Source organism: Mesorhizobium sp. 2RAF21, from assembly GCF_052115345.1.
Lineage (GTDB): Bacteria > Pseudomonadota > Alphaproteobacteria > Rhizobiales > Rhizobiaceae > Mesorhizobium > Mesorhizobium terrae.
Window position 1 is genome coordinate 122,955 of the sequence record NZ_JBFRGM010000008.1, and the last position, 13,731, is coordinate 136,685.

Annotated in this window: 11 protein-coding genes; 7 read left to right on the top strand and 4 right to left on the bottom strand. The window is 64.8% G+C overall.

Annotated elements, in window-relative coordinates; translation table 11 throughout:
• The first annotated feature begins 43 nt into the window (after positions 1–43).
• From AB4136_RS14720 to AB4136_RS14735, 4 genes are all read left to right on the top strand, one after another.
• Entirely contained in the window at positions 44–1,993 is a 1,950-nt protein-coding gene (locus tag AB4136_RS14720; protein WP_024925840.1) for a 5'-nucleotidase C-terminal domain-containing protein, read from the top strand.
• 282 nt (positions 1,994–2,275) lie between these two features.
• Entirely contained in the window at positions 2,276–3,325 is a 1,050-nt protein-coding gene (gene hemH / locus AB4136_RS14725) for a ferrochelatase (RefSeq protein ID WP_137900638.1), read from the top strand.
• A 121-nt stretch (positions 3,326–3,446) separates the two neighbouring features.
• Positions 3,447–4,409 (top strand): SPFH domain-containing protein, encoded by a 963-nt coding sequence (locus tag AB4136_RS14730; protein WP_024925842.1) that lies wholly within the window; start codon positions 3,447–3,449, stop codon positions 4,407–4,409.
• A gap of 20 nt (positions 4,410–4,429) precedes the next feature.
• Positions 4,430–4,894 carry an NfeD family protein gene (locus tag AB4136_RS14735; protein ID WP_024925843.1) on the top strand — a complete coding sequence of 155 codons (465 nt, stop codon included), beginning with the start codon at positions 4,430–4,432 and terminating at the stop codon, positions 4,892–4,894.
• Between the two features lie 41 nt (positions 4,895–4,935).
• Here the strand turns inward: AB4136_RS14735 and AB4136_RS14740 are convergent, their stop codons facing one another.
• Together AB4136_RS14740 and AB4136_RS14745 are read right to left on the bottom strand one after the other, a co-directional pair.
• A complete protein-coding gene (locus AB4136_RS14740; protein WP_024925844.1) occupies positions 4,936–5,313 on the bottom strand; it encodes a DUF4180 domain-containing protein in 378 nt (125 codons plus the stop codon).
• 66 nt (positions 5,314–5,379) lie between these two features.
• Positions 5,380–6,381, bottom strand: coding sequence for a KpsF/GutQ family sugar-phosphate isomerase (locus AB4136_RS14745; protein WP_024925845.1), 1,002 nt, complete (start codon positions 6,379–6,381; stop codon positions 5,380–5,382).
• Between the two features lie 147 nt (positions 6,382–6,528).
• Between AB4136_RS14745 and AB4136_RS14750 the strand changes: the two genes are divergently transcribed.
• Positions 6,529–8,409, top strand: a complete 1,881-nt coding sequence (locus AB4136_RS14750; protein ID WP_024925846.1) for an outer membrane beta-barrel protein — start codon at positions 6,529–6,531, stop codon at positions 8,407–8,409.
• Positions 8,410–8,497: 88 nt separating this feature from the next.
• Here AB4136_RS14750 and galU read toward each other — a convergent pair whose 3' ends face one another.
• Positions 8,498–9,403 (bottom strand): UTP--glucose-1-phosphate uridylyltransferase GalU, encoded by a 906-nt coding sequence (galU, locus tag AB4136_RS14755; protein ID WP_024925847.1) that lies wholly within the window; start codon positions 9,401–9,403, stop codon positions 8,498–8,500.
• Between the two features lie 224 nt (positions 9,404–9,627).
• On the opposite strand from galU, the gene AB4136_RS14760 reads away from it, so the two are divergent.
• Positions 9,628–10,851, top strand: a complete 1,224-nt coding sequence (locus AB4136_RS14760) for a lytic murein transglycosylase (RefSeq protein ID WP_024925848.1) — start codon at positions 9,628–9,630, stop codon at positions 10,849–10,851.
• Positions 10,852–10,877: 26 nt separating this feature from the next.
• Positions 10,878–12,098 (top strand): SGNH/GDSL hydrolase family protein, encoded by a 1,221-nt coding sequence (locus AB4136_RS14765; protein ID WP_024925849.1) that lies wholly within the window; start codon positions 10,878–10,880, stop codon positions 12,096–12,098.
• 73 nt (positions 12,099–12,171) lie between these two features.
• Here the strand turns inward: AB4136_RS14765 and AB4136_RS14770 are convergent, their stop codons facing one another.
• Positions 12,172–13,626, bottom strand: coding sequence for a glutamate synthase subunit beta (locus tag AB4136_RS14770; RefSeq protein WP_024925850.1), 1,455 nt, complete (start codon positions 13,624–13,626; stop codon positions 12,172–12,174).
• Between the last annotated feature and the right edge of the window lie 105 nt (positions 13,627–13,731).

Consider the following 13,731-nt stretch of genomic DNA (forward strand, 5'->3'; position numbering starts at 1 on the left):
GCTGGGGCGAAGGCGAGCCGCCACGACAAGAGGGAGAGCAGGAATGAAGAAGATCGCTGTCGTAATGGCCCTTTCGGCCTCGGCGCTTGCCATGAGCAGCGGCGTTTCCTTTGCCGACTATACACTCAACATCCTGCACATCAACGACTGGCACAGCCGCATCGAAAGCAACAACAAATACGAATCCACCTGTTCGGCCGAGGAAGAGACCAAGGGCGAATGCTTTGGCGGCGCCGCGCGCCTGATCACCGCGATTGCCCAGGAGCGCAAGAAGCTGGAAGGCCAGAACGTGCTGTTGCTGAACGGCGGCGACAATTTCCAGGGCTCGCTTTTCTACACCACCTACAAGGGCAAGGTGGAGGCCGAGTTCCTCAACGAGATGAAGTTCGACGCCATGACCGTCGGCAATCACGAGTTCGACGATGGCGAGGACGCGCTGGCGCCGTTCCTCGACGTCATCAAATTCCCGGTCCTGTCGGCCAATGTGAAGGCGAGCGCCGCCGCCAAGGTCGGCGACCGCATCAAGCCTTCGGTCGTGGTCGAGGTCGGCGGTCAGAAGATCGGCATCATCGGCGCCGTCACCAACGACACGCCCGAACTCGCCTCGCCCGGCCCCAACATCACCATCGAGGACGACGTCAAGACGATCACCGCCGAGGTGGAGAAACTGAAGGGCCAGGGCGTCAACAAGATCATCGCGCTCACACATGTCGGCTATCCGCGCGACAAGGAGATGATCGCCAAGATCCCCGGCATCGACGTGGTGGTGGGCGGACATTCGCATTCGCTTCTGTCCAACACCGACCCGAAGGCCGAGGGTCCCTACCCGACGATGATCGACAACCCGGGCGGCTATAAGGTGCCGGTGACCCAGGCCGCCTCCTATTCGAAGCTGCTCGGCGAGTTCAAGGTGGTGTTCGACGACAACGGCGTCGTCAAGGAAGCCAGCGGCAACCCGATCCCGCTTGACAAGTCGGTGACACCGGACCCGCAGGTTCTGGCCCGCATCAAGGAACTCGGCGCGCCGATCGAGGAACTGAAGGCCAAGCAGGTCGGCGAGACCACCGCCGCCATCGACGGCAGCCGCGACAATTGCCGCGCGCGCGAATGCACGATGGGCAATCTTGTTTCCGACGCCGTGCTCGACCGCGTGAAGGGCCAGGGCGTCGAGATCGTCTTCACCAATGGCGGCGGCCTGCGTGCTTCGATCAAGGAAGGCAAGGTGACGATGGGCGACGTGCTCACCGTGCTGCCGTTCCAGAACACCGTCGCCACCTTCAAGGTGCCCGGCAAGACTATCGTCGGCGCACTGGAACACGGCGTTTCCGGCGTCGAGGAAGGCAAGGGCCAGTTCCCGCAGGTGGCCGGGCTGAAATACGCCTTCGACAAGTCGGCGCCGGCCAATGGCGGCCGCGTCAAGTCGGTCGAGGTGATGGAAGGCGGCCAGTGGAAGCCGATCGACCCGGCCAAGGAATACATCGTCGCTTCCAACAATTACGTGCGCCAGGGCGGCGACGGCTACAAGCTGTTCGTCGACGCCAAGGACGCCTACGACTACGGCCCGAGCCTGGAGCAGGTCGTGGCCGATTATGTCGGAACGCACAGCCCCTATACGCCGAAACTGGACGGTCGCATCACCGAGCTGGCGGCGGCAACGCAACCGGCTGCCGCGACGGAGGCCGCCAAACCGGCAGACACGGCGCAGGCCGGCGGCACCGCAGCCCCGGCGGCGAAGCCCGCCGATGCAGCTTCCTCTGAGACAGCCAAGCCGGCAGAGGCTGCAAAACCCGTCGAAACGGCCAAGCCGGCGGAGACCGCCGCCCCGATCCAGGCCGGTGGCACGCACACCATCGTCAAGGGCGACACCTATTGGGATATCGCGGTCAAGGCCTATGGCGACGGCACCAAATGGCGCCGCATCGCCAATGCCAACCCCGGCCAGGAGGCGCACCGCCTGCTGGTCGGTTCGGAGCTGAAGATACCGGCGAAGTGAGGAACTTACCTTCTCCCCCTTGTGGGAGAAGGTGGATCGGCGCGCAGCGACAAGACGGATGAGGGGTGTTGCAAGGAATGAGGCGGCGCAAGGGAACCGCCCTGTCCTGACGAGCTATGTCGGGGAATGTCGCGCTCCGTCCAACCCCTCATCCGACCTCACCTAAGGCGGCTTCGCCTGCGGCTCGGCCACCTTCTCCCGCAAGGGGAGAGGGTGGATTGGCGCAAAGGTGCGGCCAGACGCGACATTGCAACCTGCGACGCCGCTGCTAGATACACTGCCATGACGCTCGCCACCGACCCCAAAGCCGCCGCCGCGCCTGCCGGCAGCCTGCCCAACGCCGCACCGCAAAAGGTCGGCCTGATGCTGGTCAATCTCGGCACGCCCGACGGCACCGAATACGGGCCGATGTGGCGCTATCTGCGCGAATTCCTATCCGACCCGCGCGTCATCGAGATGCCGCGCTGGCTCTGGTATCCGATCCTCTACGGCCTGGTGTTGACGACGCGCCCAAAGAAATCGGGCGCCAACTACGCCAAGATCTGGAACCGCGAGAAGAACGAATCGCCGCTGCGCACCTATACGCGCGGGCAGAGCGAAAGACTGACGGAGCGTCTCGCCGACCTCGACAATGTCAGCGTCGACTGGGCGATGCGTTATGGCACCCCCTCGACCCGCGCGGTCGTCGAAAAGCTGGTCGGCCAGGGCTGCGACCGCATCCTCACCTTCCCGCTCTATCCGCAATATTCGGCGACCACGACAGCGACCGCCAACGACCAGCTGTTTCGCGCGCTGATGAAGCTGCGGCGGGCACCGGCGGTCCGCTCAGTGCCACCTTACTATGCCGAGCCCGTCTATATCGACGCGCTCGCCCGCTCGATCGAAAAGCACCTCGCCACGCTGGATTTCGAACCGGAGGTGATTGCCGCCTCCTATCACGGCATTCCCAAACCCTATTCCGACAAGGGCGATCCCTATCAGGCGCATTGCCTGGAAACGACGCGGCTCTTGCGCGAAAGGCTGGGCTGGAGCGAGAAGAAGCTGATCACCACCTTCCAGTCGCGCTTCGGCGCGCAGGAATGGCTGCAGCCCTACACCGACAAGACGATGGAGCGGCTCGGCAAGGAAGGCGTGAAGCGCATCGCCGTCGTCAATCCCGGCTTTTCCTCGGACTGCATCGAGACGCTGGAAGAGATCGCGCAGGAGGCGCGGGAAATCTTCCTGCACGCCGGCGGCGAGAAGTTCGCCCACATCCCTTGCCTCAACGACAGTCCCGAAGGCATGGACGTGATCGAGACGCTGGCGCGCGGCGAACTGGCCGGCTGGATTTAAGCTTTCGCCGAGACTTCGGCTGGCCGCCACGAAGCGGCATCCCAATCCCTACCGCCTCTTTCGATTGTAACGGCGCTGAAACACACTTAAGTGTTTTGTGAGGCAATTGAGGGAGAGCCGAATGGACGTCAGCGGTTTCACGGGTTTCGACATTGCGATCGTTGTTTTGGTCGCCCTGGTGCTCATCCTGTTGTTCAAGGGCATCCGCACGGTGCCGCAGGGATACAACCATACGGTCGAGCGCTTTGGCCGCTACACCAAGACGCTGACGCCGGGCCTGAACATCATCAACCCCATCTTCGAGCGCATCGGCGCCAAGCTGAACATGATGGAACAGGTGCTCGATGTTCCCACCCAGGAAATCATCACCCGCGACAACGCCATTGTCGGCGTCGACGGCATCGCCTTCTTCCAGATCCTGAACGCCGCCCAGGCCGCCTACCAGGTGTCGGGGCTGCAGAACGCCATCCTCAACCTGACCATGACCAACATCCGCACGGTGATGGGCTCGATGGACCTGGATGAACTCCTGTCCAACCGCGACGCCATCAATGAGCGGCTGTTGCGCGTGGTCGACGAGGCGGCGCATCCCTGGGGCGTCAAGATCACCCGCGTCGAAATCAAGGACATCAACCCGCCGGCCAATCTGGTCGATTCCATGGCCCGCCAGATGATGGCCGAGCGCGACAAGCGCGCGCAGATCCTGGCCGCCGAGGGCCTGAAGCAGTCGCAGATCCTGGAAGCCGAAGGTCGTCGCGAAGCTGCCTTCCGCGATGCCGAGGCGCGCGAGCGTTCGGCCGAAGCAGAAGCCCGCGCCACCCAGGTGGTGTCGGAGGCGATCGCCAAGGGCGACGTGCAGGCGATCAACTATTTCGTGGCGCAGAAATACACCGAGGCCTTGGCCAAGATCGGCACCGCCGGCAATTCCAAGATCGTGCTGATGCCGATGGAGGCTTCCTCGCTGATCGGCACGCTGGGCGGCATCGGCGAGATCGCCAAGGAAGTGTTCAGGGACGATGGCCGGGGCGGCACCAGCCAGCGGCAATCGACCCGCCCGCCGCTGGTGCGGCCCGGCGAAAGCTGAGCGCTGTCGGGAACAACGCCATGATCGAACGCTTGATCGTCGAACTCGGCCCCTGGAACTGGATGGTTCTGGGTTTTGTCCTGCTGGTCGCCGAAATCCTCGCCCCCGGCGTCTTCCTGATATGGATCGGCATCGCGGCGCTATTGATCGGCGCCGCCTCGCTCCTCCTGTGGGACGCCGCCTTCTGGACCTGGCAGGTGCAGGTGCTGGCCTTTCTGGTGCTGGCGCTGGTGTCGGCCTATGCCGGCAAGCGCTTCTTCAGCAGCCAGCACGCCAAGAGCGACCAGCCATTGCTCAACCGGCGTGGAGAACAGATGATCGGCCGCACCGCGACTTTGGCCGAGCCGATCCGCGAGGGTCGCGGCCGCATCCAGCTGGGCGATACGCTGTGGCGTGTCTCCGGGCCGGACCTGCCGGCGGGCACCCGCGTCAAGGTGACAGGTGCCGCGGAAACCGACCTGGAGCTGACGGTCGAGAAGATCTGAGCTTTACCCCTCCCCTGTGTGGGGAGGGTTACGTGAACGACCTACGCCGCACCCGCTCGCAACAGCAGCTTCTCTTTCAGCACCTCGAAGCCGGGCACGAACCAGATCGAACTGCCCTTGTTGGTTTCGCGCACGAAGTCGCGCAGCGGCCCGCTGCGTTCCAGCGTATCGCCGATATCGCCGACGATCGCGCATTTCAGCTGATAGTTGACCATCTTCTGGAATGTCGCGCCGGCAAGACCGGTGGAGAGTTTCAGGAAATCCGGCCCCAGCCGCTCGACCGGAATGGCGACGACATCGGCCTGGTGCGAAAAGGCCGTCCCGATGAAATCGTTGATGTCGGCCTCGCGGGCAAGCAGCGCGCCTTCCTTGGCGCAATGCAGCACGCGCGCACCGCCGATTTCGATCACTTCGTCCATGACGTTGCTCCCGCTCGGGCGCGAAGCCGGCGGTCATTCAAGGACTGGCTTCGCGATGAAAAAAGGTCAGGCCGCGCCGATGCGCAGCAAATCGTGGAAATGCACGAGGCCCACCGGCACGCCGTTTTCAACCACAACCAGCGCACCGATATTATGCTTGTTGATCAAGGCGATCGCCGCGCCTGCCATCAAGCTCGGCTCGATCGTCTTCGGCGAGCGGGTCATGATGCTGTCGACCGTGGTCTCGGCGAGGTTGCGGTGCAGGTTACGACCCAGGTCACCGTCGGTGACGATGCCGGCCAGCTTGCCGTCGCTGTCGACCACGCACACACAGCCGACCTTCTTCTGCGCCAGCGTCATCACCGCCTCGGGCATCTTGGTGCCGAGCGCAACGAGCGGAATCTGGTCGCCGGTGCGCATGATCTCGGAGATCAGCGTCAGATTGGCGCCGAGCTGGCCGCCGGGATGGAAGGTGCGGAAATGGTCCGGCGTGAAGCCGCGCGCCTCAAGCAGCGCGATGGCGAGTGCATCGCCCATCGCCAGCTGCAAAAGCGTCGAGGTGGTCGGTGCCAGTCCGTGCGGGCAGGCTTCCTGCGCCTTGGGCAGCGCCAGCACCACGTCGGCGGCGCGCGCCAGCGCCGATTTCTCGCCGGCGGTGAGGCCGATGAGCGGAATGGAAAAGCGCCGCGAATAGTCGATGATGCCCTTGAGCTCCAAGCTCTCGCCCGACCACGACAGCGCGATGATGGCATCGTCCGGCGCGATCATGCCGAGATCGCCGTGATTGGCCTCGACGGGATGAACAAAGAAAGCCGGCGTGCCGGTCGAAGCCAGCGTCGCGGCGATCTTGGAGCCGATATGGCCGCTCTTGCCGACGCCAGTGACGATAACGCGGCCGGTGATGCGCGAAAGCGCGTCGACAGCCTGCGCGAACGGCTCGGCCAGGCCGTCTTCAAGGGCCGTGCTGAGCGCGGCCAATCCCGCCTGTTCGGTGGCTACGGTTCTGAGCGCCGAAGCGATCGCGGCCTGACGGTCCGCCCGCTTCCTCTTCAAGCTTGCAGCATGCATGGACGAAGCGCTTAGCGCTTCATGCACAATCTGTCCAATTCAATCGTCCAGGGCCGTGAACAGGCCCCGGCCTAACACTCCATTAACCATCACAATTTACGGTTCGGTAAGCATGGCGCGGGGGTGCGCCACGAATGTGTGGTGACGATGTCGCGGGCCCAGCCTGACAAGAGCAGCCAGAAAAGGACGGCCGCCGGCGCTTTGCTGCTGGCGGCGACGGCTTTGCCATTGCTTTTGATGCAGCCCTCCTTTGCCCAGCAACTCGACCTGCGCGGCGCCGTCAACGACCCGTTCACGCCGCAAGCCCAGCCGGGTGCCCTGCCCCCCGCCAACCAGCCGGGCGTCGCGCAGAACCAGCCGCTCAACGGCGCGGCCGCGCCTGCAGCACCTGCGGCCGGCATCGCCGAACCGGCCTACCGGCCAACGAGCCGCGGCGCCCTGCCCCAGGACCTCAACGCGGCACCCGCCGATGCCACCGGCAATGTCGACGCCGCCGGCAACGCGTTGCCCGCCGACAATGGCGGCGCCAACGGTGCGGCAGCAGCCGCTCCGGCGGACCCCTTCGCCGACCAGCCCCTGACGACCAACCGGCGCCAGGCCGGCGCTTCGGCAAGGACACCCGCGGCCAATGCCGCCCGCGCCAACACGACCGGACAGCGCAACCGCAACGATGCGACGACCGCGCGGAACAACGGGCAAAACAACCGCGCGACGGCGCGGCGCAATGCCCCTCGCCGGCCAGGCGCGACGGCGACCGCGGCGGCAGCCGGAGCGGAAGCCGAGGTCGACCGTAACCTGCGCACGGGAACCGTCGATCTGGCCGATCGCCAACCGCTCGACCCCCGCGCCCAACGCACCGGCCCTATCGAGGGCGGCCGCGCGCGGCCGGACGACACGCCTTACGCACCGCTCGGCATCAAGGTCGGTTCCTTCACGCTGCGGCCTTCGCTGGGACAGGGCGTGCTGGCCACCTCCAATGCCGATTCCAGCGCGAACGGCCGCTCGGCAACGATCTCGCAAAGCACGCTGCGTCTCAACGCGACGTCCGAGTGGGCGACCAATTCGGCCGTCATCGACGGCTATGGCACCTTCCGCAAGAGCTTCTCCGGCCAGGATGTGAAGGAGCGGCGCGGCCGCATCGAGGGAACGCTGAATGTCGACCTCGACCATGATTGGCGCGCCATTGCCAAGCTGGGCTACGAAACGGCGCCTGAGGGCGCGACCTCGCCAGCCGGCGTGCCGGGCGCGATCACGCAGCCGCAGCGCAACACGTTCGACGGCAGCCTCGCCATCCAGAAGAACATCGGCAAGCTGCGGCTTGGGCTGAAAGGTGCCGCCCAGCGCGACGTCTTTGGCGACGCCACCCTGGGCGACGGCACCATCCAGTCGCAGGAGACGCGCAACTCCACCCTCTACACCGCCACCCTGCGCGGCGGTTACCAGATCTCGCCGGCCCTCACCCCCTTCACCGAAATTGAGGTCGGCCGGCGCGTCTTCGACCAGACCGCGGACCTCAACGGCTTCGAGCGTTCGTCCAACCGGCTTGGCGTGCGCGGCGGCCTCGAACTCGACATGGGCGAAAAGTTGAGCGGCGAGGTTTCGGCCGGCTGGATGCGCGAAGCCTTCCAGGACAACCGCTTGCAGCCGGTTTCGGGCGCCACCGTTGCCGCCAATATGCGCTGGTCGCCGGTGCGCGGAACCATCGTCGGCCTGACTGGCGAAACCACGCTGGAAGACACCACCACGCCTGGCCAGAGCGGCTCGATCCTCTATTCCAGCGGCCTCACCTTCGAACGCCAGCTGCGCGCCAACCTGACCGGCAACGCCGCCCTTGGCCTCGCCTATCGCGACTATATCGGCTCCAGCGACCACGACCTGATCTACAGTGGCCAGGTCGGCGCCACCTGGTGGCTCAACCGCTATCTCGGCGTCACCTCGTATCTCCGCCACGAACGGCTGAGCAGCAATGTCGAGGGCCGCCCCTCGAAGACCAACAGCGTCTATCTGGGGCTGACGCTGCAGCGCTGAGGCTGCCCAAGACCAAATGCAGGCCCGAAACAAAACCGGCCGCCTTGCGGCGACCGGTTTCGACAGGGATCGAAGATGTGGAAAGCGGTCAGACGACCGAAGCCTTCACGCCGGCCTTCTCGAACTCGTCGAGCAATGTGCGGATGACGCTCGCCATGTTGCCGTTCACGTCCTTGCGCCAGAGCGCGAAAGCGACATTGGCCTCGATGAAACCTTCGGGCGAGCCGCAATCGAAAGTGCGGCCCTGGTAGTGATAGCCGTAGAAGGATTGCTTGTCCTTCAGCTTCAGCATGCCGTCGGTGAGCTGGATCTCGTTGCCGGCGCCGCGTTCCTGGTTTTCCAGGATGCCGAAGATTTCCGGCTGCAGGATGTAGCGGCCGTTGATGTAGAAATTGGACGGCGCCGTGCCCTTCTTCGGCTTCTCGACCATTTCGGTGATGCGGAAGCCGGTGTGGGTGTCCTCGCCACGCCCGACGATGCCGTATTTGTGCGTCTCTTGCGGATCGCACTCCTGCACCGCGATGATGTTGTTGCCGGTCTCCTCGTAGAGCTCGACCATGTCCTTCATGCAGCTTTTTTCAGACTGCATGATCATGTCGGGCAAGAGAAGCGCGAACGGTTCGTCGCCGACCAGGTCGCGCGCACACCACACCGCGTGGCCAAGGCCGAGCGGCACCTGCTGGCGGGTGAACGAGGTCTGTCCAGGCGCCGGCTGCAGGCGCTGCAGGCGCGACAGCACCTCGTCCTTGCCGCGCTGGGCGAGCGTGTCATAGAGCTCGAACTGGACGTCGAAATGATCCTCGATGACCGCCTTGTTGCGGCCGGTGACAAAAATAAAATGTTCGATGCCGGCTTCGCGGGCCTCATCGACGACATATTGGATGACCGGTCTGTCGACGACGGTCAGCATCTCCTTCGGGATGGCCTTGGTGGCGGGAAGGAAGCGCGTGCCGAGGCCGGCGACCGGGAAAACTGCCTTGCGTACTCTTTTCATCAATCAACGATCCATTGCGGATGACAGGGTCAATCCCTGCTTCACGACATTTCCATGCCGGAATTGAAGACTAGTGAACAGGCTGCCAGACTAGGGCTTTGCAGTCAAAAATCATTAAAAATTATATCAGCACTGCTTTTGGCCTCGCGTCGGGTCTATGGTAAACCAAATCCTAACCGGGTTCGGCCATGAATGCTCTTCCTGCGATGATAATGGAGGACATGATGCCCATTCGCACCGCCGCCAAAAAGTTTGCCGGCATGATCTCGGCAGCGGCGCTTTCGCTTGCTCTTATTCTGCCGGCGGGCCCGGCTTTCGCCGACGCCGGCTTCCGTCATTGGGTCGCGTCCTTCCGCGCCAGCGCGGTGCAGGCGGGCGTTTCCGGCGCCGTCTATGACGCCGCATTCCGAGACATCAAGGACCCCGACCCGGAAGTGCTGCAGAAGGCGCGCTTCCAGCCCGAATTCACGGCGCCGGCCTGGGATTATTTCGACAACCGCGTGCATGAGCAGGCGATTTCCAACGGCCAGGCGATGGCCCGCAAATGGAAGCCGTGGCTGGACAAGATCGAGGCCCGCTTCGGCGTCGACCGCTACATCCTGCTCGCGATCTGGTCGATGGAATCGAACTATGGCGAGATGCTGAAGCGCGACGACGTCATGCGCAACGTCATCCGCTCGCTGGCCACCCTCGGCTACGGCGACCAGAAGCGCTCGAAATATGCCCGCACCCAGCTGATCGCCGCGCTGAAGATCCTGCAGACGGGCGACATCGACGAAAGCCACCTGCAGGGCTCTTGGGCCGGCGCGATGGGCCACACCCAGTTCATTCCGACCAGCTACCAGACCTATGCCGTGGATTTCGACGGCAACGGCAAGCGCGACATCTGGAACTCGGTGCCGGACGCGCTGGCCACCGCCGCGAACCTGCTCAAGAAGAACGGCTGGCAGTCGGGCAAGACCTGGGGCTACGAAGTGACCCTGCCCGACGGAAAAGTGCCGGGCGGCTCCATGTCGCTGTCGAAATGGCAGGCGCTGGGCGTAACCCGGGCCAGCGGCAAGCCGTTCAAGAACGGCACCGACCGCGCCGAACTGAAGCTGCCGGGCGGCCGCGAAGGCCCCGCCTTCCTGATCATCAAGAATTTCCAGGTGATCAAGCGCTACAACAACGCCGACAAATACGCCTTCGCCGTCGGCTTGCTGGCCGACCAGATTGCCGGCCGCGGCGCGCTGGTCAACGACTGGAGCCGGCCCTTCACCAAACTGAGCTTCGCCGAGAAACAGGAACTGCAGCAGCGCCTGGCCGAGCACGGCTATTACGACGGCAAGTTCGACGGCAAGATCGGCCAGGCCTCCAAGGATGCCATCTCCGCCTATCAGTCGAGCGCCGGCTTGACCCCGGACGGCCATCCGAGCATGGAAGTGCTGAAGGTATTGCGGCGGAAATGACCGCATAGGCAACGGAGACGCATAGCTTGGCATCGCGGTTCTTGGCACCTTTGCGCCGCCTGCCGGTTCTGCTCCTGGCCGCCGGCTTCCTTGCCGTCGGCATCGCCGCCGCCTGGCAGGCGCCGGCCTTCGCCCAGGAAGACCCGGAGGCGCGGCCGTGGTCGCTGCGCGACCTGTTCTTTCCCCGCCGTAGCGAGCGGCTGGTGCCACCCGGCCAGATCGGCCAGCCGCAGAAGCCGAAGCACAAACCGAAGCCGGTCGTGCGCAAGCCCGTCGAGCCGCCGGTCACCGCCGTCGAGAAGACGACCGACGCCCGCGTCATCCTGGTGGTTGGCGACTTCCTGGCCAGCGGCCTTGCCGAAGGGCTGAACGAGTTCTTCGCCAACAATCCGGCCATCAAGGTCGTCGACCGCGCCAAGGGCTCGTCCGGCTTCGTGCGCGACGACGTCTACAATTGGCCGCAGGAGATCGCCGCACTGGTGGCGGCGGAGAAGCCCGCCGCCGTCATCGTCATGATGGGTTCCAACGACCGCCAGCAGATGAAGGTGGGCGACGAGCGCGAAACCCCGCGTTCGGAAGTGTGGACCAAGGCCTACGAATTGCGCACCCAGGCGCTGGCCAAGGCGCTGGCCGGCACGAAGGTGCCCTATCTGTGGGTCGGCATGCCGGCCTTCAAGCCTTCGAAGATGACCGCCGACATGCTGGCCTTCAACGGCATCTACCGCGCTGCCGCCGAAGCCTATAACGGCGAGTTCGTCGACATATGGGACGGCTTCGTCGACGAGAACGGCGCCTTCGTTTCGACTGGTCCCGACGTCAACGGCCAGCCGGCCCGCCTGCGTGGCGACGACGGCATCAACCTGACGCGCGGCGGCAAGCGCAAGGTGGCCTTCTATGCCGAAAAGCCGCTCCTGAAGATCCTCGGGCTTTCAGGGCTGCTCGGTGCCGCACCCGCCGCGCTGCCGGCCAGTCCTTCACCGCCGGGCATGCTGATGCCGCCGGCGGCGGCACCGATCCCGATCGACCGCACCGAGCCGATGGCGCTCGGCGACCCGGCGCTCGACGGCGGCTCGGAGCTTTTGGGTGCGACACCGCCCGCGAAACCCGCCTTGGTGCTTCCCGGCGAAAAACTGGCGGTGCAGGGTATCGCGCCGCCCGCTTCGCCCGGCCGGGCGGACGACTTCTCGCTGTCGCCAAAATCGCAGCCGGCCGCTGCACCGGACAAGACCGGCGCCTTGCGGCCCTAAGCGGACAAGCCTCTACGATAAAGGGGAGAACGAAGCGCCGGATTTCCTTGAAAGGCCCCGGCGCCAGGCCGCGTCAGCGCGGCAGAACGCTCGAACCGGTCAGCGCCTCATCAATGGCGCGCGCTGCCTGGCGACCCTCGCGGATCGCCCAGACCACCAGCGACTGGCCGCGGCGGATGTCGCCGGCGGCATAAAGCCGGTCAACACTGGTGCGGTAGTCGCTGTCGTTGGCGGCGACATTCCTGGAGCGCCGTGCGTCGGTGGCGATGTCGAGCTTGCCATCCAGTTCAGCGGTCACCGCGCCGTCGATCGGTCCGGCGAAGCCGATGGCGATGAAGGCGAGATCGGCGCGGATGACGAATTCCGAACCCGGGATCGGCTTGCGCTTCTCGTCCACTTCGCAGCATTTCACGCCGGTGAGCTGGCCTTCCTCGCCGATGAACTCCAACGTCGCCACCTGGAACTCGCGTTCAGCGCCTTCGGCCTGCGACGAGGACGTGCGCATCTTGGTCGCCCAGTAGGGCCATACGGCGAGCTTGTCTTCCTTCTCCGGCGGCTGCGGGCGGATGTCGAGCTGGGTGACGCGCACCGCGCCCTGGCGGAAGGCGGTGCCGACACAGTCGGAAGCGGTGTCGCCACCACCGACCACCACGACATGCTGGCCACCGGCCGTGATCGGCTCTGACTGCCAGGCAACCGACTGGATGTCCTCGCCGCCGACGCGCTTGTTCTGCTGGACGAGATAGGGCATCGCGTCATGCACGCCCTCGAGATCGTCGCCCGGAATGCCGGCAGGACGCGGCGTTTCCGAACCGCCGCAATAAAGCACGGCGTCGAACTCGGCGAGCAACTCCTCCACCTTCTTGTCGACGCCGACATTGACGCCGCAATGGAAGGTCACGCCTTCGCCCGCCATCTGTTCGACGCGGCGGTCGATATAGTGCTTTTCCATCTTGAAGTCGGGAATGCCGAAGCGCAGCAGGCCGCCGGGGCGGCTCTCGCGCTCATAGACATGCACGTCATGGCCGGCGCGGCCAAGCTGCTGGGCCGCCGCCATGCCGGCGGGACCCGAGCCGATGATGGCGACCTTCTTGCCGGTCTTCTTCTCCGGCGGATAGGGACGGACATAACCGGTCTCATAGGCCTTGTCGGCCAGTGCCTGTTCAACCGTCTTGATCGCGACCGGGATGTCCTCGAGGTTCAGCGTGCAGGCTTCCTCGCAGGGCGCCGGGCAGATGCGGCCGGTGAATTCCGGAAAATTGTTGGTCGAGTGCAGGTTGCGGATCGCCGCGTCCCAGTCGCCATTGTAGACGAGATCGTTCCAGTCCGGGATCTGGTTGTGGATCGGACAGCCCGTCGGGCCGTGGCAGAAGGGAATGCCGCAATCCATGCAGCGCGCGGCTTGCTTCTCGACTTCCGGCTGCGACATCGGCAGCGTGAATTCGCGAAAATGCCGGATACGATCGGATGCCGGCTGGTACTTGTGCACCTGCCGGTCGATCTCGAGAAAACCTGTTACCTTGCCCATGTCTCGGTTCCTGTAGAGCACGTGGCGGGGTTACCGCCGCACCCGTTATCCTCATCCGGTCGCGAGCGCAACCGCGGGATCGGGTCATTGATTGGCTGGGTGGTG